Annotated in this window: 23 protein-coding genes; 9 read left to right on the forward strand and 14 right to left on the reverse strand. The window is 64.2% G+C overall.

Annotated features, from left to right (window positions below):
• The first annotated feature begins 11 nt into the window (after window positions 1-11).
• Together BG60_RS07975 and BG60_RS07980 are read left to right on the forward strand one after the other, a co-directional pair.
• Window positions 12-1,685 (forward strand): hypothetical protein, encoded by a 1,674-nt coding sequence (locus tag BG60_RS07975; protein ID WP_008345772.1) that lies wholly within the window; start codon window positions 12-14, stop codon window positions 1,683-1,685.
• Between the two features lie 101 nt (window positions 1,686-1,786).
• A complete protein-coding gene (locus tag BG60_RS07980) occupies window positions 1,787-2,158 on the forward strand; it encodes an RcnB family protein (RefSeq protein WP_008345771.1) in 372 nt (123 codons plus the stop codon).
• An 18-nt stretch (window positions 2,159-2,176) separates the two neighbouring features.
• Here the strand turns inward: BG60_RS07980 and BG60_RS07985 are convergent, their stop codons facing one another.
• Together BG60_RS07985 and BG60_RS07990 are read right to left on the reverse strand one after the other, a co-directional pair.
• On the reverse strand, window positions 2,177-2,584 hold the full coding sequence (locus BG60_RS07985) for a DUF2000 domain-containing protein (protein ID WP_008345769.1): 408 nt from the start codon (window positions 2,582-2,584) through the stop codon (window positions 2,177-2,179).
• Window positions 2,585-2,628: 44 nt separating this feature from the next.
• Entirely contained in the window at window positions 2,629-3,486 is an 858-nt protein-coding gene (locus tag BG60_RS07990) for an AraC family transcriptional regulator (RefSeq protein WP_008345768.1), read from the reverse strand.
• Between the two features lie 97 nt (window positions 3,487-3,583).
• Between BG60_RS07990 and BG60_RS07995 the strand changes: the two genes are divergently transcribed.
• Window positions 3,584-5,092, forward strand: a complete 1,509-nt coding sequence (locus BG60_RS07995; RefSeq protein ID WP_033535645.1) for an MDR family MFS transporter — start codon at window positions 3,584-3,586, stop codon at window positions 5,090-5,092.
• A 9-nt stretch (window positions 5,093-5,101) separates the two neighbouring features.
• Here BG60_RS07995 and BG60_RS08000 read toward each other — a convergent pair whose 3' ends face one another.
• On the reverse strand, window positions 5,102-6,229 hold the full coding sequence (locus BG60_RS08000) for an aminotransferase class V-fold PLP-dependent enzyme (protein ID WP_008345764.1): 1,128 nt from the start codon (window positions 6,227-6,229) through the stop codon (window positions 5,102-5,104).
• Between the two features lie 198 nt (window positions 6,230-6,427).
• On the opposite strand from BG60_RS08000, the gene BG60_RS08005 reads away from it, so the two are divergent.
• The gene (locus BG60_RS08005; protein ID WP_008345762.1) at window positions 6,428-6,871 is read left to right on the forward strand and encodes a hypothetical protein; all 444 of its coding nucleotides are present in this window, start codon (window positions 6,428-6,430) and stop codon (window positions 6,869-6,871) included.
• Window positions 6,872-7,070: 199 nt separating this feature from the next.
• Here BG60_RS08005 and BG60_RS08010 read toward each other — a convergent pair whose 3' ends face one another.
• On the reverse strand, window positions 7,071-8,240 hold the full coding sequence (locus BG60_RS08010; protein WP_008345760.1) for a zinc-dependent alcohol dehydrogenase: 1,170 nt from the start codon (window positions 8,238-8,240) through the stop codon (window positions 7,071-7,073).
• Between the two features lie 142 nt (window positions 8,241-8,382).
• Between BG60_RS08010 and BG60_RS08015 the strand changes: the two genes are divergently transcribed.
• A complete protein-coding gene (locus tag BG60_RS08015; protein ID WP_033535646.1) occupies window positions 8,383-8,895 on the forward strand; it encodes a flavin reductase family protein in 513 nt (170 codons plus the stop codon).
• 86 nt (window positions 8,896-8,981) lie between these two features.
• Here BG60_RS08015 and BG60_RS08020 read toward each other — a convergent pair whose 3' ends face one another.
• The 3 genes from BG60_RS08020 to BG60_RS08030 all read right to left on the reverse strand — a co-directional run bounded on the left by BG60_RS08020 (window position 8,982) and on the right by BG60_RS08030 (window position 10,918).
• Window positions 8,982-9,464 (reverse strand): DUF3597 domain-containing protein, encoded by a 483-nt coding sequence (locus tag BG60_RS08020; RefSeq protein ID WP_008345756.1) that lies wholly within the window; start codon window positions 9,462-9,464, stop codon window positions 8,982-8,984.
• Between the two features lie 67 nt (window positions 9,465-9,531).
• Window positions 9,532-9,993: a response regulator gene (locus BG60_RS08025; RefSeq protein WP_235366132.1), complete on the reverse strand. Its 462-nt coding sequence runs from the start codon at window positions 9,991-9,993 to the stop codon at window positions 9,532-9,534.
• Between the two features lie 49 nt (window positions 9,994-10,042).
• Window positions 10,043-10,918: a manganese catalase family protein gene (locus tag BG60_RS08030; RefSeq protein ID WP_008345754.1), complete on the reverse strand. Its 876-nt coding sequence runs from the start codon at window positions 10,916-10,918 to the stop codon at window positions 10,043-10,045.
• A gap of 325 nt (window positions 10,919-11,243) precedes the next feature.
• On the opposite strand from BG60_RS08030, the gene BG60_RS08040 reads away from it, so the two are divergent.
• The 4 genes from BG60_RS08040 to BG60_RS38965 all read left to right on the forward strand — a co-directional run bounded on the left by BG60_RS08040 (window position 11,244) and on the right by BG60_RS38965 (window position 13,362).
• On the forward strand, window positions 11,244-12,344 hold the full coding sequence (locus BG60_RS08040; RefSeq protein ID WP_008345753.1) for a YihY/virulence factor BrkB family protein: 1,101 nt from the start codon (window positions 11,244-11,246) through the stop codon (window positions 12,342-12,344).
• A gap of 57 nt (window positions 12,345-12,401) precedes the next feature.
• Window positions 12,402-12,866: a hypothetical protein gene (locus BG60_RS08045; RefSeq protein WP_008345752.1), complete on the forward strand. Its 465-nt coding sequence runs from the start codon at window positions 12,402-12,404 to the stop codon at window positions 12,864-12,866.
• Between the two features lie 46 nt (window positions 12,867-12,912).
• Complete coding sequence (locus BG60_RS08050; protein WP_008345751.1) at window positions 12,913-13,116, forward strand: CsbD family protein; 204 nt, start codon at window positions 12,913-12,915, stop codon at window positions 13,114-13,116.
• 72 nt (window positions 13,117-13,188) lie between these two features.
• A complete protein-coding gene (locus BG60_RS38965; RefSeq protein ID WP_008345750.1) occupies window positions 13,189-13,362 on the forward strand; it encodes a hypothetical protein in 174 nt (57 codons plus the stop codon).
• A gap of 6 nt (window positions 13,363-13,368) precedes the next feature.
• Here BG60_RS38965 and BG60_RS08055 read toward each other — a convergent pair whose 3' ends face one another.
• The 7 genes from BG60_RS08055 to coxB are packed head-to-tail and all read right to left on the reverse strand — an operon-like array spanning window position 13,369 to window position 19,754.
• The gene (locus tag BG60_RS08055; protein ID WP_008345749.1) at window positions 13,369-14,646 is read right to left on the reverse strand and encodes a c-type cytochrome; all 1,278 of its coding nucleotides are present in this window, start codon (window positions 14,644-14,646) and stop codon (window positions 13,369-13,371) included.
• Window positions 14,647-14,648: 2 nt separating this feature from the next.
• Entirely contained in the window at window positions 14,649-15,011 is a 363-nt protein-coding gene (locus tag BG60_RS08060) for a c-type cytochrome (RefSeq protein ID WP_008345748.1), read from the reverse strand.
• A 4-nt stretch (window positions 15,012-15,015) separates the two neighbouring features.
• On the reverse strand, window positions 15,016-15,942 hold the full coding sequence (locus tag BG60_RS08065; RefSeq protein WP_008345747.1) for a cytochrome c oxidase assembly protein: 927 nt from the start codon (window positions 15,940-15,942) through the stop codon (window positions 15,016-15,018).
• Window positions 15,921-16,256, reverse strand: a complete 336-nt coding sequence (locus tag BG60_RS08070; protein WP_033535647.1) for a hypothetical protein — start codon at window positions 16,254-16,256, stop codon at window positions 15,921-15,923. Before BG60_RS08070 ends, BG60_RS08065 begins: the two co-directional genes overlap by 22 nt.
• Complete coding sequence (locus BG60_RS08075) at window positions 16,253-16,882, reverse strand: cytochrome c oxidase subunit 3 (RefSeq protein WP_008345745.1); 630 nt, start codon at window positions 16,880-16,882, stop codon at window positions 16,253-16,255. Before BG60_RS08075 ends, BG60_RS08070 begins: the two co-directional genes overlap by 4 nt.
• Window positions 16,879-18,801 (reverse strand): cytochrome c oxidase subunit I, encoded by a 1,923-nt coding sequence (gene ctaD / locus BG60_RS08080; RefSeq protein ID WP_034471079.1) that lies wholly within the window; start codon window positions 18,799-18,801, stop codon window positions 16,879-16,881. Before ctaD ends, BG60_RS08075 begins: the two co-directional genes overlap by 4 nt.
• Window positions 18,798-19,754 (reverse strand): cytochrome c oxidase subunit II, encoded by a 957-nt coding sequence (coxB, locus tag BG60_RS08085; RefSeq protein WP_008345743.1) that lies wholly within the window; start codon window positions 19,752-19,754, stop codon window positions 18,798-18,800. The genes ctaD and coxB overlap by 4 nt, the downstream gene beginning before the upstream one ends.
• Between the last annotated feature and the right edge of the window lie 52 nt (window positions 19,755-19,806).

The following is a 19,806-nucleotide window of genomic DNA, read 5'->3' on the forward strand; positions in this document are numbered from 1 at the left end:
GCTGTCTGCCTATGACCGAACACGTCACGCACAGGATCGAGGCGAAGGAGAAAGCCACCGGGTTGCTCTTCGCAGTGGCGTACGCGGTACTTTCGTTGACGGCGATCGCGCTGGCCGGCCCATACGGATGGGACGACGGCGCCATCACCGTCGCGTATGCACAGACGCTCGGGCGGCACGGATTGTTTGCGTTGACCCCGGTGTCGCCGTTGGGCGAAGGTACGTCGACGCTGCTCATGACGGCGATGCTCGCGATCGGGCATTGGCTGTTCCATCCGGGCTTTCTCGAAGCGATCAGGGCGGCGCAACTGCTTTCGTTCATCGCGCTCAGCGCTACGCTGGTGCTGATGTGGCGCGCGCTTCAACCGTCATTGCCGAGCCCGACGCATCGGCTCATCGTCGTGTCCTTGCTCGGGCTGCTTCCGATGTGTCAGGCCGAGATCGTCAACGGCATGGAGATGACGGTCTTCGCGTTGCTGCTGCTCGCGTTCGTGCTCTACTGGCGCGCGCAATCGACGCTCGCGTATGCACTCGTGCCGCTTCTGATGCTGACTCGCTTCGAAGCGGTGTTCTATCTGGGTTTCGCGCTGGGCTGGATGGTCGTGTTTTGCCCGCAGGAACGCTCGCGCGCGTTTCGAATGTGCGTGTGCCTGATGCTTTGTTTTCTGCTGATGACGCTCTGGCGATATTGGGTCTTCGGCGTATTGTTGCCGAACACCATTCTGGCCAAGCTTCACGCGCCATACAGCAAGAAGGGCTGGGACGGCTTACTGGAGAAGCTGCGCGGCCTCAAGGATTTTCTCTTCGTGAACGCCGCGCTGCTGGCTGGCATCGTCCTGAGCTGGAAGGGCGGTCAGGCGCGCCGTCTCGATCCGATGCCGCTGCTTCTGATAGCGGCCTTTGGCGTGTTCGCACTAATATCGGGAAGAAACTGGGGCTATACCGGCCGGATGTTCGTGGCGGTGCTGCCGATCCTCGTGCTATCGCTCGCGGAACGTTTCGCGAACATGCGTCGGCCGCGCGTGTTGCGCTGGCTCTTGCTGTGCCTTGCCGGGACCTTCGTGTTCAACGCCAAGGTGCTGCGCGAAAACGTCGACACGATGATCGTCGGCGCGGCGATGCGCGGCGCGCTGCCGGCTTCGATGGATGCAATGGGAAGCGCGGTTCGCAAGAGGGTGTGGAATCAATCGCCCGGCGACTGGCGAGGCGTAACGCCACAGAACTTCGCGATGACCGGCGCGTCGGTCGATCGCTTGCGCGAGCATCTCGGGCAGCCGACGCTCAAGTTCCTGACGCCGGACGTCGGCGGCACGGCATTGTGCTGCGAACGCCTGAACATCCTGGATCTGGGGCTGCTGACGAATCCATCGCTGACGCGTCAGGGGTATGCGAAGCTGGGCGACTACATAAGCACGGAACGTCCCGAAGTCATCGAAACGCATGGCGTATGGAGCGGGGACAGCGACATCTACTCGCTTGCCGCGTTCAAGGCGGATTACAGGCCCGCCATATACGACGGGTCGCTGTTCTGGCTGCGTGACGACGTTCTTCAACGTCTGATCGCGCGCGGCATGTCCGCCGATCTCGTCTCGCCTCGCGCGCTGCCGGATACGCGCTATCTGGGCGACGAGTGGGACGTTGAAAATCTGATGCGCTTTCCCGCCGTGACGGTGCTCGGTCGATGAACGATTCACACGCGCCGATGCGACCTGCGGTAAGGAAACGAAAGGCATCGCATTGAATCAATGAGCGCGCCATCGCTCTCATTGGTTTTATGGAGATGCCTATGAACAGACTTGCGATTGCTTCCCTTCTTTGTGTCATCACCTTTGGACAGACGGCCGCGTTCGCTCAACCGGCCGGACCGGATGCAGGCCCGGATCATCGACAACAGGAAGGGCCCGGCAAGCCGCGAAACGCCGGACCCGAAGCACGCGGACACGACGATGCGCGCCGTCCGGTGCCGCATCAGGACTGGCATTCGGGCGACCGTCTGCCGGATTCGTATCGTGGATCGCGTTACGTCGTGAAGGACTGGCGCGCGCATGACCTGCACGCTCCGCCCTCGGGTTATCAGTGGGTGCAGGTGAACGGCGACTTCGTGTTGGCGGCGATCGCCACGGGCGTCATTTCGAGCATCATCGTGTCGTCGCATTGACCGACAAGGCGGCTCGAATCAGCCGTGCAAGGCCAGTCCCTTTACCGCCTTGTCGACGGCCTTTTTGGCGCCGTGCAGCGCGAGGCCGACGAGATCGAGATTCGCCGCGTCCTCGGCACGAAATGCCTCGCGATTCGCGGCATCGTGCCCGGTGGAAAACATCGCGTGAACATACGGCACGATTCTGAGTTCGCGCGTGATCGCCTGTCGATGCGCGGCTTGCAGGCCGGACAGATCGGCGGCGAACACGAGCATCGGCTGGCCCAGCATGCGGCCGTAGCGATGTCCGGCGGCGTCCTCGTAAGGCTCGCCGAGCGCTTCGGGCACCGCGGCCGCGACGCCGGTCGCGAGAAAGGCGACGACATTGAGCTTTTGCCAGACGGGCAGATCATCGCGCACGATGAGCGCCACTTTGGTGTCGAACATGAAGGTTCCTCCTTGGAACATTCATGTTGCGCGATTCGCGGCGTTCAGTCTGGAACGTTTGTGCACATCCGCCGATACGCGGCCGGTGTCATCCGGTACGCGCGATGAAACCAGCGGCCGAGGTGGCTCTGATCCGAGAATCCGACGATCGCGGCAACCTGCGCGGGCCGATGACCGGCCGCCAGCAAGCGACGCGCGGCGCGCAGGCGCAAGCGCACCAGATACGCGTGCGGCGACGTGCCGAACGCCCGCTTGAAGAGGCGCGTCAGGCGGAACCGGTCGATGCCCGCAACGGTCGCGAGCTCATCGAGTCCGATGTTGCCGTCCATCTGTTCATGCAGGAGATCGCGCGCGCGAAGGGCGGCGAGCGGCGCGGTGACGCCGCCGATCGACGGCGCGTCGCGCAACTGGCCGCTGAGTTGCGTCAGCAGGCGATCGAACGCCTGATCGCGCGCGAGCCTGCCTTCGTCGTGATAGATGGCGTGGAACGCCGTGCGGATGACGTCGACGAGCCGGCGATCGTCGACGAGCGTTCGACTGAAAGCCGCCTCGACGCTGCGCAGGCCCGGAAGATTCAGTTCGTGCGCCGCGCGTTCGACCCATGCTTGCGGCAGGTACAGCATCGCGTAGGTGAAGCCGCCGGCTTCCGGCGCATGACCGTCGTGCAGCGCGCCGGGTTCGATCAATATCGCGCGGCCCGGCACGCTCGTATGCAAAGACCGATGACACTGAAAGCGCTGCACGCCTTGTTCCGTGTAGCCGATCAGCATGTCGTCGTGATCGTGCGGATCGTAGGCGTGACCGCTGAAATGCGCGCGCAGCCCTTCGATACCCGTCTCCGGATCGCGCCGCGCGGCGAGCCAGTGATCGGCGTGCTCGTTGAATACGGTTGCGGTTGTCATCGCTCGCTCCGGCCTGCTTAACCAAGGAATGTTATCCGAAAGGGCACGCATCCTGCTGCGCGCGTAGTGCGTTCTTCCATCCAATTTTCGCTACACGATGTCCACAGAAACAATCGACGTTGCCGTTTCACCGATCCCGTTAAACCAGCGCCGGCGCGTGTTCGCGGGCCTCATTCTCGCGATGATCCTCGCGGCGCTCGACCAGAGCATCGTGGCGACCGCGCTGCCGGTCATCGCGGGCGAACTCGGCGGCCTGAACCATCTTACGTGGGTCGTCACCGCGTTCATGCTGACGTCGACGGTCAGCGCGCCGCTCTACGGCAAGCTCTCCGACATGTACGGACGCAAGCCGTTCTTCGCGCTCAGCATCGGCATTTTTCTCGTGGCTTCGGCGCTGTGCGGCGCGGCGCGATCGATGAACGCGCTCATTCTGTTTCGCGCGCTGCAAGGATTCGGCGCCGGCGGGCTGATGACGATGTCGCAGACGCTCGTCGGCAGCATCGTGCCGATGCGCGAGCGCGGGCGCTATCAGGGCCTCTTCACCGGCGCGTTCGCGGTGAGCAGCGTCGCGGGGCCGTTGCTGGGCGGCTTCATCACGAGTCACGCGTCATGGCGATGGGTGTTCTACATCAATCCGCCGATCGGCGCGCTGTCGCTCGCGCTCGTGATGATGTCGCTGCCGAAGGTCGAGCGCGGCGGCGAGCACGCCGTCGATTACGCGGGCGCGGTGCTGGTCTGCATCGGGACATCGGCGCTGTTGCTGGTGTTCAATTCGGCGTCCGCGTCGTTCATGTCGGGCATGCGCTTGCCGTTGTCGTGCGTGCTTGCGCTCGCGTGCTTCGTCGCCCTGTTCTTCGTCGAGCGGCGCGCGCGGGAACCGATCATCGATCTGAAGCTCTTCGGCAACGTGCCTTACGCGACCTGCGTGGCGGCTTCCGGCATCATGGCCTTCGCGATGATGGGCTCGCTCGTCTTCATGCCGCTCTATTTCCAGCTCGTATTGGGCGAGACGCCCGAGCAGTCCGGCGCGATGATGCTGCCGCAAGTCGCGATGATGCTCGTCACGTCCGTGACCGGCGGACGCTTTTCCGTCGGCAGCATGCGGCGTATCGCGACGCTCCTGTCGATCGGCGTCTTTCTCGAATGTCTCGGTCTCGCCTCGCTCGCCTTGCTTGCGCATATCGGCGCGAGCGTGCCGCTCTTTCTCTGCGCGATGGCGGTGCTCGGCGCGGGCATGGGCATCGGCATGCCGAACGCGACGGTCATCGTGCAGAACTCGGTGCCCGAGCGCGTGCTCGGCGCCGCCACCGCGACGATGGGATTCGTGCGCTCGCTGGGAGCGTCGCTGGGCGTGGCGTTGTCCGGCGGCATCATGACCTTCGTGCTCAAGCGCGAGATGAGCGGGCTGCCTGCGTCCCTCGATACGCAGGCGCTGCTGGATCACGGTATCGCCGCGATCGCGCAGATGAGCGCGGCGCAGCAGGCGCAGATCGTCGCGGTCTATCGCGGCGCGATCGGTGCGAGCCTGATCGCGGGCGGCATCGTCATGTTCATCGGCTTCCTGCTGGTGCTGAATCTCACGCGGCGCGCCCTGCCGCAACGCTAGCCGCGCGCGTTACAGAATGCTGTTCAGCGCCTTCGCGAATCGGGCCTCCGTGCCTTCGATGTCGTGAAGCTTGTCCAGCCCGAACAAGCCGATGCGGAAGGTCTTGAAATCTGCCGGCTCGTCGCATTGAAGCGGAACGCCCGCCGCGATCTGCACGCCGGCATCGGCGAATTTCTTGCCGGTGCGGATGCCGTCATCGTCCGTGTAGCAGACCACGACGCCCGGCGCTTCGAAACCTTCGGCCGCCACGCTCTTGAAGCCCTTGTCGGCCAAGAGCGAGCGGATGCGCTTGCCCAGCTCGAATTGCTCCGCTTGCACTTTGTCGAAGCCGTACGCCTCGGTTTCCTTCATGACATCGCGCAGTGTCGTGAGACTGTCCGTGGGCATCGTGGCGTGATACGCGAAGCCGTTGTTCTCGTAGGCTTCCATGATTTGCAGCCATTTGCGAAGGTCGCAGGCGAAGCTCGTGCTCGTCGTCGCGTCGATTCTTTCGCGGGCGAGCGGGCTCAACATGACGAGTCCACAACACGGCGACGCGCTCCATCCCTTTTGCGGCGCGCTGATGAGCACATCGACGCCGCTCGCTTCCATGTCGACCCAGACGGTGCCCGAGGCGATGCAGTCCAGCACGAACATGCCGCCCACGGCGTGAGCCGCATCGGCCACGGCGCGCAGATACGAATCGGGCAGGATGATTCCGGCTGCGGTTTCGACGTGCGGCGCGAAGACGAGATCGGGCTTGTTCTGCTTGATCGCGGCGACGACTTCTTCGATCGGCGGCGGCGCAAATGCGGCCTGCCTGCCTTGCGCGACCGGGCGCGCCTTCAGCACGGTCGATTCGGACGGAATGCCGCCCATGTCGAAAATCTGCGACCAGCGGTAGCTGAACCAGCCATTGCGGATGACGAGGCACTTCTTGTTCGTCGCGAACTGCCGGGCGACCGCTTCCATGCCGAACGTCCCGCTGCCGGGAACGACCGCGACGGCCTTGGCGTTGTAGACCTTCTTCAGGGTGTTGGAGATGTCGCGCATGACGCCCTGAAAGCGCTGCGACATATGGTTGATCGATCGGTCGGTGAAGACGACCGAGTATTCGAGAAGTCCATCTCGATCGACGTCAGGGAGTAACGCGGGCACGCTGGCCTCCTGTAGCGGACGATTCGACGAATCGGAATTAGATTCTAACGTCGCCATCGACGAGGCGTCGGCTGCGGTCGCGCGACGTCGGCAATCGGACTTTGTTACAAGTCTTACCGCCGACGTGCGGCAGTTTTACCGAAGGTTTTCGTAAGCCGCGGTTATACTCGGCCCGTCTCAAAAACAATCATCCGAACTATGTCAAAGCGAATCATTCGACTCGTTGCAATCGCAGCGCTCACGGCTGCTGCGTCGGTTTCGGCGATGGCCGGCGACATGAACAATGCGCTCGGCGGCGCGCTCGGCGGCGTAGCCGGCGCGGCGCTGGGCGGCGCGGTGGGCGGCAGCACGGGCGCGGTGCTCGGCGGGGCGGTAGGTGGCGGCGCCGGCGGCGCGGTCACGTCGAACCGTCGCGAGCGCACGGGCGCGATCATCGGCGGCGCGCTCGGCGGCGGTGCGGGCACGGCGGCAGGCAACGCCATGGGCGGCCGCGGCGGCGGTCTGATCGGCGCGGCGCTCGGCGGCGGCGCGGGCGCGGCATTGGGCGGCAATGTTTCGCGCTCGAATTCGTACGCGGACGACTACAGCCGCGGCTATAACGGCCATCGCGGCAAGCATCACAAGCATCATCGCCACGACTGACGTTCACGCGTCGGCATGCTGTCTGCGCGCGCCTTTCATCGCATCGAGCACGGTCCTTGAATGCGATGGATGCGCGCAATGATCACGCACGTCGCAGAGGCGCCGCTTTCGGCGTCCGCGCGCTCGCGCGCCGCTTCGCCGGCCCGAGCGCGCATCCAAACGCAAAGCGACGCGTCCTCACCCTGCGCGGGTGCGTCGACTAAGGCTTCAGGACCACCTTGATGCACCCGTCCTGCTTATCGCGGAAGGTTTCGTACATCTGCGGCCCGTCCGCCAGATTCATCCGGTGCGTGATGACGAAGGACGGATCGATCTGTCCTTCTTCGATGCGCTTGAGCAAGTCGTCGCTCCATCGATTGACGTGCGTTTGCCCCATGCGCCAGGTGAGACCTTTGTTCATCGCCGCGCCGAACGGAATCTTGTCGATCAGTCCGCCATACACGCCCGGCACCGAGAGCACGCCCGCCGGACGGCACACGTAGATCATCTCGCGCAGCACATGCGGCCGGTCGGATTCGAGCATGACGGCCTGCTTGATTCGATCGTAGATGCCGTCGAACGAGCGCGTCGCGTGCGACTCCATGCCGACGGCATCGATACACTTCTCGGGGCCTTTGCCTTGTGTCAGATCGCGCAAGCGGTCGAGCACGCTTTCGTCCTTGAAGTTGATCGGGATCGCGCCCGCCGCCTGCGCCATCGCAAGCCGCTCGGGAACGTGATCGATGACGATGACCTGTCGCGCCCCCAGCAATATCGCGCTGCGGATCGCCATCTGCCCGACGGGGCCCGCGCCCCAGATCGCGACGGTGTCGGTCGGTTCGATTTCGCAATTGACCGCGGCCTGCCATCCGGTCGGGAAGATGTCGCCGAGAAAGAGCACCTGTTCGTCGGAAAGGCCATCGGGGATCTTGATATGGGTCTTGTCCGCGAACGGCACGCGTACGTATTCGGCCTGTCCGCCCGCATAGCCGCCTGTCAGATGCGTGTATCCGAAGAGGCCGGCCGTCGTATGACCGAAGAGTTTGTCGGCGGCGTCCTTGTTCCGGTTCGAGCGTTCGCAAACGGAGAAATTGCCCCGCTTGCATTGATCGCATTCGCCGCAGATGATCGTGAACGGCACCACGACACGATCGCCCACTTTGAGGGCGGTGTTATCACGGCCGACTTCGACCACTTCGCCCATGAATTCATGACCCATCACATCGCCCGATTCCATGCCGGGCATGAAGCCATCGAACAGATGGAGGTCCGAGCCGCAGATCGCGCAAGTCGATACCTTGATGATCGCATCGCGGCCGTGCTCGATCACGGGGTCCGGAACGGTGTCGTAACGGATGTCTTTCTTGCCATGCCAGATGAGTGCCTTCAAGGTCGCCTCCTGCGGATTGATCCGATTGTCGGATAGGTGCGTCGTCGCTGCCATTCGACTTGCGCAACGCGTATTCCCGCCGAGGCATGGCACATGCACATGCACGCTTGAACGATTCCTCCGACATCAAGGGTAAAGCGCGATGACAAACGGTATGGCCGACCTCTTCCGGCGTCTGACGGCAGGCGTCCATGTGATCGGCGTGGCGGACGGCGCGACGAAGAACGCGTTTACGGCGAGCTCCGTCATGCAGGTCTCGTTCGACCCGCTGCTCGTTGCGATCGCAATCAATCCGGCGCATGCGTCCTATCGGATACTGCAACGCGGACGCGCGTTCTCCATCAACGTGCTGCGTTCGGATCAGCAGACGTTGGCCGCGCACTTCGGGACACAATCGGGCCGCACGATCGACAAGCTGTCGTCGACGCCTTGGAAAACCGGCCGAAGCGGCGCGCCGATACTGCCCGATGCGCTGGCGTATTTCGACTGTCAGGCTATCGGCGATATCGAAGCCGGGGATCATCGCCTCGTGACAGGCAGCGTGATAGACGGTGCGGTGCTTTCTCCCGAAGCGCAGCCGTTGATCTATGCCGCGACGGAAGATCTGGACCGGAGCGCGCAGCTCTACGCCAAGTCGTTCAACGAATCGAAGTAGAAGTTACGCTTGCGGCGGCCGGTGACGAAGCGCGTCGCATGCTGTGTCGAGATTCGTTCATGGATCGATCAGGGAAAAGCGGGTTCTCATTTCAGATCGGCCGGCACCTTGCCGCCGTTCTCCGCTAGCTTCGTCATGACCTGCTTGTGCAGCCAGATGTTCATCGTGGCGGAGTCGTCGGTGTTGCCGGTGTAGTGCAGTTCTTGCGCCAGCGCCTTGCGCGATTCGAGACTGCTATCGAGATCGAGCAGCTTCAGCAGATCGACGATGGACGATCGCCAGCTCAGCGCCGCGCCGTTTTGCTGCTGCTTTTGCGTGAGGATCGCAATGACGTCCACTTCGGGCAATGGCGTGACCGCTGGCCGTGCAGGCTCGACGCCGGGCGTTGCGGGCGTGCCGGCGGCGCCGCTCGCCGAACCCAGAGGCGTGCTGGTCGGATTGCCCGAAGAGGTCGTGCTCGATGGCGGCGCCGCATTGGGTGCCGCAGGCGGCACGGTCCCGCCGGAAGCGGTCGCCGCCGGATGGTCGTGCGGAAAGATCTTGTTCAATATGTTCGAGAAGATGCTCATGTTTTCCTCTGTGCGTCAGTGATGTCGATGTTCCGCGCATCGCGCATCGAGCGTGCCGCGCGTCTCGTCATGCGACGGGCCCGTGCACGAAGTAACGAAGCAACGGCGCGAAGGTCATCGCGTCGGTCGGCTTCGCGCAAAACGCGTCGAATCCCGCTTGCTTCGCGCGTTGCAGATCGGCCTCGCTTGCTGCCGCCGAATGGGCGATAAGAATGGTCCCGGACGTGTTCGCGTCCGCGCGAAGGCGGGCGGCGACTTCGAGCCCGGACATGTCGGGCATCCAGATATCCAGCAGGACGACTTCCGGTTTGCATCGCGTGGTCGCGTCGATTGCGCCGAGGCCGCCGTAGACGGCATCGGCATCGAATCCGCACACGGCCAGAACCATGCTGATGGCGTCGGCCGTATCCACATAGTCGTCGACGACGAGCACGCGCGGCGTGCCGGGCGCGGTTTTCGTTCTACGTGTCCAGATCGCGCATTTCGGTACCAGGTATTCGCTCACGGCACTCATGATTCGTTGGCGCATCGATAACGCTCGAGCGGCGCTGCCCCGAACCGGAGCAGCGCCGCCGGTCTTACACTTCGTTCGCCTTTCCAGCGCCCAGGTCGGCGCCGGTGGTCGGATCGGCGGACGGATCCGAAGCCGTGCGCGATGCCATCGCCTGCAGCACTTCGACATCGCGTTCGGTCACGGTCACGGTGGCCGCTCCGTCGCCGCCATCGACGGCCGGTTGCGGATCTTCGACGAACTTCCAGTCGCCGCCTTCGTTCCACGGCCCGCGCGCGTCATTGCCCTTCGACATGTTGAAGTACACGCTCGTGAACTCCGGCTCGCCCGGCAGCTTGCCTTGCGGGAAGTTCGGCTGAATCGAATGAAGCGCCTTTTCAAACGACTTCTGATGCGCAATTTCGCGCGTCATCAAAAAGCCCAGCGCTTCCTTGATGCCCGGATCGTCCGTCACGTTGATGAGACGCTCATAGACGATCTTCGCGCGTGCCTCAGCGGCGATATTCGAGCGCAGGTCGGCCGTCGGTTCGCCGATGGTGTCGATATAGGCAGCGGTCCAGGGCACGCCCGCGGAGTTGGTGAGGGCAGGGCCGCCGCCATAGAGCAGCGCGGTGGTGTGCGAATCGTTGCCGCCGCCCGTGAGCGAGCGATACAACTCGGCTTCCGATTCCACTGCTTCCGCGAGCTGGCCCTTTGCGCCCTTGTTCAGCATCGCGACGATCGAGCCGATCACTTCGAGATGGCTCAGTTCTTCGGTGGCGATATCGAACAACAGGTCCTTGCGGCCCGGATCGTCTTCGCCGACAGCTTGCGTGAAGTACCGGCACGCGGCAGCCAGTTCGCCCTGCGGCCCGCCGAACTGCTCGAGCATCAGATTGGCGAGACCCGGATTGGGCGCGCTCACGCGGACGGTGTATTGCAGACGCTTGTTATGCACGAACATTGCATGGCTCCTTTTAGGGCGCACGAAACCCTTCACGGTCCCGGCGCGAATCATCAAGGTTGGACGGTTATGCTCGCAGCGACCAAGAGGACGTCGAAGGCGTCGGTTACGGTCATGCTGCTGCAAGCCTCAGCGCGATGCATCGCGCTGGCGTATCGCGGGGGAAAGCCGCGTCGTGGAATGGAAGGCCGGCTGTCCGGATCGAAGTCCGCGGCATCGGCCTGAATGGGAATCAGCAACGCGTATGCCACGCGATCCAACTGACTTCGAAGGAGCGGGCATCGACGATGCTTGATGCCGAGCGGATGAATCAACGGAGACAACCATGAACGTCAAGTCGCTTATGGGACGAACCTTCGCGTGGCCCGCACGCACGTTCAAACGTTTCAGCGCGGATCGTGCTGCGCCGATGGCCGCGAGCATCGCGTTCTATTCAGCGTTCTCGCTCGCGCCGACGCTCGTCATGGTGATCGCCGTCGCGGGCCTCGTGTTCGGCGCGGAGGCCGCTCGCGGTCAGCTCTTTCATCAGATCAACGGCATGCTCGGCAAGGATGCCGCCGCGAGCGTGCAGGCGATCGTCGAGCACGCGCATCAGAGCGGCGGAAGCGGCATTGCCGCGGTGATCTCGTTCGTACTGCTGGCCGTGGGCGCATCGGCGACGTTTTCATCGTTGAACACGGCGCTATCGATCATCTGGCCGAAAAGCGGCAGAGAAAAATCGGGCGTCGCCACGCTCGTCAAGGTTCGGCTGATCTCCTTCGGTCTCGTGATGGGCGTCGCGTTCCTGCTGATCGTGTCGCTCGTGCTGGACACCGCCGTGCAGGCCGCGGGCAAATGGGTGTTCGGGGAATCGCCGCTCGTCGTCATCGGCGACATCGTGCAGTTCGTGCTCGGTCTCGCGATCCTTTCGTGCGCTTTCGCCGCGCTGTTGAAGTATCTGCCCGATGGTCACGTACCGTGGCGCGATGCGCTCGTAGGCGGCGTTATCTCCGCGGTGCTGTTCTCGGTCGGCAAGAAGCTGTTCGCGCTCTATCTCACGCATGCCGGGACCGCGAGCGCATTCGGCGCGGCCGGCTCGCTCGCCGTGCTCCTGATGTGGCTGTATTTCGCGGCAGCCGTCATGCTGCTGGGCGCGGAAGCCGCTGCAACGCGAGTCGAGGCGCGCGAAGGCAAGACCGACGAATCGAACGAGAAGCGCGAGCCTCATGCAGCGCCGGCGACGAACGTGCCCGCCACGACACGTCCGCAAACCGCGCCCGCGATGCAAACGCGCCCGAGCGTCGCGCCGAACGGTTCGCCCGTGATCGCGAAGGTAATCGGTGCGGTAAAAGCGAACCCCAGTCGATTCGCAATCGCCGCGGCAGGCGCGACGCTCTTCGTGTTCGCGAGGGGCGGACATCGACATCACACGGAAAGACGTTCCTGAGCAACTTCGGCACGGCGGATGCTGCGAAACGCGTGAGCGTTCGGCAAGGAGCCACACATGCAAGGGCATTTCGACGACCTGATGAAGCGGGCCATCTATTCAGGCTCCGCTGCGGGACTGGCTTCGGCTTGCGCCGCGTCGACCGCGGCCGTTCGCGCGGGACACGAGCCATACGCGGCGATCAACGCCGTATCCCACTGCTTATGGCCGAGAGCAATCTGGCATGAAGAACCGAGCTTCAGATACAGCGCGTTCGGCGCAACCATTCACATGGGAAGCGCGGCTTTCTGGGGCGTGTTGTTCGAGTCGTTATGCGGACCGCGTTCCCGGCCAGCGACGATCGTCGCCGCCGCCGCGACGACCGCGCTCGTCGCCTATGTCGTCGATTACCACGCCGTGCCCAAACGAGTCACGCCCGGCTTCGAAGCTCATCTGTCGAAGCGCTCGCTCGCGATGACCTACGTCGCGCTCGGCGCAGGCTTCGCGATCGCGGCGCTGATTCGCGGACGCGCGGCACGCTGAAGGCATCGGCTGTCATCGCCATTTGTCCATCACACAGGAGCACACGATGAACAAGGATCAAAGGGAAGGGATCAAGGAACAGATCAAAGGCTGGACCGATACGGCCATCGGCACCGTGACGGGCAATGAAGATCGCAAGGTGAAAGGCGATGTCGAAATTACCAACGGCGCCAATCGCAAGGACTATGGCGATCAGAAGGACAACATCGAAAAGGGCGTGGAAGACCCGGGCGATCCGACCAACGAGTAATCGATAGCGCGCAAGCGTTGAAACAAGAGTGGCCGTATGGTGCGGCCGCCGTAACCGTAAGGAGCATCGAACATGAGCACGCCATCCCAGCAAAGCGGACAGGACCAGAAGCCCTCCGACGACGAAACCTTCACCACCGATGTCTCCGAAACGGACGACGAAGGCACGACCGTGCGCGAAGCCGAAGTGCGGAAGGACGACCTTTCCGAAGTCAAGCCGAACGAGGGCGCGGGCACGCCGGAGTAACGCACGTCATTTGTGGATGGTCGCGCGAAACGATCCCACGTCGTTGGCCGTGACCGGGCGCGCGTCGTTGCCCCACGACGCGCGCACATACGTGAGCACTTGCGCGATCTGTACGTCGGTGAGGCGTCCGGCGAAGGGCGGCATCGCCTGACGTGGCGGGCCGTGGATCGTCGCGGGGCTGTTGCCGCCTTCGACGAGCAGCCGGATCAGCGAGGTCGTATCTTCGCTGATGACCGAGGGATTGCCCGCCAGCGCGGGAAACGCATTCGGCACGCCCTTGCCATCGCTTCGATGACACTGTGCGCAAAACCCCGCATAGACCGCCGCGCCCTGTTCGGGCGCAACGTCGGGCGCGCGCGTCTTGAGACGTCCCGGCGACGCAAGCGACGGATCGAACACGCCGTCCGCCGCGCCGGTCGCGGGCAGCGTCTTCAGATAGACGGCGATCGAGCGCAGATCGTCATCGGTCAGGTATTGGGTGCTGTCCTCGATCGTTTCGACCATGCTGCCGAATGCGGCCATGCCCGCGCCGTGGCCCGTCTTGAGAAACGCGGCGATATCGTCCTGTGCGATGCGCCCGAGCCCCGAGCCGGAATCTCCGCGCAAATTCGGCGCGAACCAGTTGTCGTTGACGCCGCCGGAGAGGAACGTTTTCGATGACTCGTCGTATCCGCGTTCCTGATATGCGATCCCGCGCGGCGTGTGGCACGAGCCGCAATGCCCGAGCGACTGCACGAGATAGGCGCCGCGATTCCAGCTCGCATCGCGATCGGCGTGCGGTTCAAACCGCTGCTTCGGCGCGAACGCCATGCGCCACAGAGGCAACGCCCAGCGCTGGTTGAACGGAAAGGGTACTTTCGTTTCCGGCGGCCGGTGATTCACGGGCGGCACGCCATGCATCATGTAGGCGTAGAGCGCGCGCAGATCGTCGTCGCTGATCTTCACGAACGCCGGATACGGCATCGCGGGATAAAGCCCCTTGCCGCCCGGCGCGACGCCCTCGCGCAACGCCTTCGCAAAGTCCTCGTAGCTGTATGTGCCGATGCCCGTCTCGCGATCCGGCGTGATGTTGCTGCTGACGATGGTGCCGAACGGCGACGTCATCTCGAGCCCGCCCGCATACGGCGCGCCGTTCGAGGGCGCGGTATGGCATCCGGCGCAGTCGGCGGCTTTGGCGAGATACGCGCCGCGCGCAATCAGTTCGGGCGATGGCGACGCCCTGTCGTCCGCCATGACGGCGAGCGGCCACAGAAGCAGAACGGAGAGGATGCGGGATACGTTCATCGTTATTGGTGATACAGGTATGCGGCGATGTCACGCGCATCGATTTCGCCGACGCCGAGATCGGGCATCGCGCTCTGCGGTGAAATGCGCTGCGGAAAACGGATCCATGTCTGCAGATTCTCCGGTGTGTTCGGCAGCTTGCCCGCGACATAAGCCCGCTCGCCGATGTTTTGCAGCGTCGGTCCGACCTTGCCGTAAGCGCCCGGCACGCCGTCTATCCGGTGGCACGCGCCGCAGCCGTAACGCTGGATCGCATCGAGGCCGTGTCGCGGATTGCCGCCGGTGATCGCGTCGGCCGAAGGCGGCTTGCCCTGGCAAGCGGCGAGCGTAGCGATCAGAAGGAGCGCGATTGGAGTCGTGTGCATGTGCTCATCCTTCGCTGGCCACGTCGGCGACGGCGCGCGGCGGCGGCCGCCGCATCAGCCAGCGCGCGCCGACGAGCAATCCGCCGATCAGATACGCAAGCCCGCCCGGAACCCACATCACCAGACCGCCGAGTTGCTGATCCTGCAAGGGATCGAAGCCGAGGGCGCGCGTCGTCTCGATGCACGACGGATACCAGACACCCGGCGCGAGCGTCAGCAGCGCACCGAGCGCGCCGGTGTGGACCATCGTCGTGAAGAGGGAAAGCATCGCGTGGGCATTGGATGCGCCCTGTGCCTCCGATGCGCGGCCGAACACCGTCCACCAGAACAGCAGCGCGCTCGCCAGAAAACTGGCGTGCTGAAGCGTGTGGATGCCGGGGCGCGCGAGCGCCGCCTCGAAGAAGCGCGGCGCGTGCCAGCACCACAGCGCGGCGGCGTGCAACGTCCACGCGACGACGGGCAAGGTCAGGAAGCGCCATGGCAGTTTGATCCAGCGTGAACGCGTCGCCGCGCCGATGCGCGCTCTCGCGTTCGCGGGAAACGCCCAGAGCCACACGGCGAGCGGCCGGCCGATGACGAGCAGCGGCGCGGCCACGAGCATGAAGAGCTCGTGCTGCAGCATGTGCGCGGAGAAGAGCCATTCGCTCAATGCGTGCAGCGGCGAAACCAGCGCGACGACGAGCGTCGACCATCCGGCGGCGAACGCGATCAGCTTCGCGGTCCGCTCGCGACGGCCTTGCGCGCCGCGCTTGTTCAGCTTCAGATAGCCGGCGAGATAGAGCGTCAGGCTCGCCGCCAGCACGGCGACGATCCACGGCTCGAACGTCCACGCGAGCGGCGATGCCTCCGTCGCTGCGACGTGGGCATACGCATCGGCGGACGACAGGAGCACGCAAGGCAGCGCGCATTTCAGCAGGCGGACAGTAGCCATTGCGGTATCGAAATCGCGATCACGGAAAGCACCGACAGCGCGCCCACACCGGCTGCGACCGCCGCGATGAAACCGGCGCGTGCCGGACGGTCGCCGGTATCGGGCGTCGGCAGGGCGAGTTTGCGCCGCGCGTCGCGCCAGCGCTGCCATGCGAGCAGCGTCGCGGCCACGCAGACGATCGCGCTCGCGCCGCTCACGCCGTCGAGCAACGCATGGCCTCCGAGCCGGCACGCGGGCGTCACCAGCGCGTAGTTCAAGCTGAGACAGGCGAGAACGATGAACGGAGCGCCGAGCAGCGCGAGCCAGGTTTTCATAGCCGCGCCGCCCAATAGATGACGCCGTAGATCGGCAGCCAGCTCAACACGACGAAGTACCAATAGAGCGCGTTTTCGCTGACATCGACGAGCCGCTTGCCCTCGAACGGCCCCGTAAAGAGCAGCACCGTGAGCACGGCCGTATCGACGGTATCGGTGATGAGGTGAGTCGTGTGCAGACCGAGCAGCAGCCAGATGACCGAGCCATACGCGTTCGCGTACCAGCTCACGTTGAGCGATGCGAATTCGAATCCGCGTATCACGAGGAAAATCACCGATGCGCCCAGGCACACCGCGAGCCAGATCGCCGCTTTCCGGCGATCGCCACGTTCCGCCGCGTTCTTCGCGAGCTGGTTCGGCCACAGGCTGGCGAGCAGCACGACCGTGTTGAGCGTGCCCCAGAAAAGACGCGGCGGCTCGGCCGCCATCGGCCAGGCGGGGGCGCGCGTGCGCAGATAGAAGACCATCATCACCGCGATGGCGAACACCGTGCCTTCGATCAGCATCAGGCCGGCCGTGCTCCACCACATGAGGCTGCGGTGACTGAAGGCGAAGGTCGGCAACGCGCGCACGTCGAGCACGAGCTCGCCGGTGCCGTGCGCTTCGCGGCGCGTTTCGGCGTTCATGGCCGGCGCTCCCGCGCGACCGCGAGCCGGTTCTCGCCGCGACTCGGCCAGAACCAGCCGATCATCGCCACGGCGACCGGCAGCGACGCCCATACGATCGCCCACGGCGTGTAGATCGAGCCGATGAACAGAATCGTCGTGGCGACGGCGCTTGCGAACGGCCACAGAGAGGGCGTCGGAAACATCGGCCGATGATCGGGCTGCGCATCGAGCACGCTCGTCACGAGCACTTCGCGCGCATCGGCGGCGAGACCCGCGACGAAGGCCGGTTGCGCGGACGGCTCCCACAGCGGATCGCGTCCGTGCACGACCGGAATCGCATCGAAGTTGTGCGGCGGCGGCGGCGACGGCACGCTCCATTCGAGCGTGCCCGCGCCCCACGGATCGGCGGCGGCGCGTTCGTCGCTGCGCATCGTCTTCACGACATTGACGATGAAAAGCAGCACGCTCAACGCGATCATGTAAGCGCCGATCGTCGCCGTGAAATTCATGCCGTCCCAGCCCATGCCGTGCGGATACGTCCACACGCGCCGCGGCATGCCTTCGAGTCCGAGCAGATGCATCGGAAAGAAGGTCACATTGAAGCCGATGAAGAACAGCCAGAATTGCCACTTGCCGAGCCGCTCGTCGAGCAAGCGTCCCGCGAATTTCGGAAACCAGTAGAAGAACGCGCCGAAGAGCGGAAACACCGCGCCGCCGAGCAGCACGTAATGCAGATGCGCGACGACGAAGTACGTATCGTGAACCTGGAGGTCGAGCGGCACCGACGCGACCATGATGCCGGTCATGCCGCCCATCACGAGGATGAAGAAGAACGCGAGGACGAACAATAGCGGCACACGCAGATTGAGCTTGCCGGTCCATAGCGTGCCGATCCAGCAGAAGATCTGTATCGCCGATGGAATCGCGATCATCAGGCTCGCCGCCGTGAAAAAGCTCTTGCCGAGCTCGGGAATGTTCGTCGCGAACATGTGATGCACCCACAGCCCGAAGGCGAGGAACGCCGTGGCGATGAGCGACAGCACCATCGCCGGATAGCCGAATATCGGGCGGCGCGCGAACGTCGGAATGATCGACGAGATGAAGCCGAGCGGCGGAATGAAGATCAGATACACCTCGGGATGGCCGAAGAACCAGAAGAGGTGTTGCCACAGCAAAACGTCGCCGCCCTTCGCCGGGTTATAGAAATGCGTGCCGACGAGGCGGTCGAGAATCAGCGCTGTGCTGCACAGCATGACGGCGGGCATCGCGAAGATCACCATGAACTGCGTCACGAGCGTCGCCCAAACGAAGAGCGGCATGCGGTTGAGCGACATGCCGGGCGCGCGCAGCTTGAAGATCGTCGTGATGAGAACCACCGCTTCGAGCAGGCCGGAAAGCTCGGTGAAGGTAATCATCTGCGCCCAGATGTCCGTGCCCTTGTTCGGCGAGTAGTCGGGACCGGCGAGCGGCACGTAGCTGAACCAGCCGGTGTTCGGCGCGGTGTTCACGGCGAGCGCGGCGAACAGCAGCAAGCCGCCGAACAGGAACACCCAATACGCATACGCATTCATGCGCGGAAATGCGATGCTGCGCGCGCCGATCATCAAAGGCACGAGGTACGCGGCGACGGCCTGCATCACCGGCACGGCGAAGAGGAACATCATCGTCGTGCCGTGCATCGTGAAGAGTTCGTTGTAGAGGTTCGGGCCGATCAGCCGCTGATCCGGACGCGCGAGCTGCGTGCGCATCGCGAGTGCGAGCAAGCCTGCGAGCACGAAGAACACGAAGGTCGTCACGATGAAGCGTCGCGCAATCGTCTTGTGATTGACCGCGCTCAACATGCCGATGAAGCCCGGCGGATCGCTCCAGGTTTTCGCGAGCGCATCGCGCACTTCGGGCGATGCGTGCGGACCGTCTGTCAGCGGTGCTTCACTCATTTGAGCGTCTCCATCCAGACGAGCAGCGCTTGCAGATCGGCGGGCGGCAGGCGCGTCGGCGGCATGACGGTGCCGGGCTTGAGCGCGCGCGGATCGACGATCCATCCGGCGAGATTGCCGCGATTGTTGGAAAGCGTCCCGGCCGCGATGAACTGCCTGCTCCCGACATGCGTGAGATCGGGGCCGATCGTGCCTTGCGCTTCGGTGCCGCGCACGGTGTGACAGCGCGCGCAGTCCTGGCTCATGAACACGTCGCGGCCGCGCACGGCGATGTCGTCCGATGGCGCGATGGACGGCTGGCGCTGACGGGCCGCCCACGCTTCATACTGCGCAGGCGGATCGGCGATGACCTGAAACGCCATCAACGCGTGTTCGTAACCGCAGAACTCGGCGCATTGTCCGCGATACACGCCCGCCTTGTCCGCGCGAAACTCGATGGTCGCATCGCGGCCGGGAATCATGTCTTTCTTGCCATGAAGATTCGGCACCCAGAACGTGTGGATCACATCGGCGGCTTTCAGCGACACGACCACCGGCCGTCCGACCGGCACATGGAGTTCGTTGGCGAGCGTGAAGCCGGGCGCGTCGCCATCGTTCGCGTAGCGCACTTGCCACCACCATTGATAACCCGTCATCTCGATGCGCAACGCGTTGTCGACGGGCAGGCGCGAGAGCGCGCGGTCCGTGAGGACATCGGCGAGAACGAGACCGAAGAGCAGAAACGTGGACACGCCCGTCGCGGCGACGACCCAGAAGCGCACGCGCGGCTCGCGATGCCCGACGGCGGAGAGATCCGCAGGCGTTGCGCGATTCGCGCGAGGCGCGCGCATCATCGCGATGAGACACGCGAGCAGAATCGCCGCGAACACAACGCAGCAGACGGCCAGCGTCAGATGCCACAGGTCGAGAATGCGGCTGGCTTGAATGCCCGCGGGCGTCAATGCGCTTTGCATGGGTGCATCGTCTCTATGGACAGAAAGCGGACGTGCGACCTGATTAGCAATC

Origin of the sequence: Caballeronia zhejiangensis (assembly GCF_000698575.1) — a bacterium.
Classification (GTDB): Bacteria; Pseudomonadota; Gammaproteobacteria; order Burkholderiales; family Burkholderiaceae; genus Caballeronia; species Caballeronia zhejiangensis.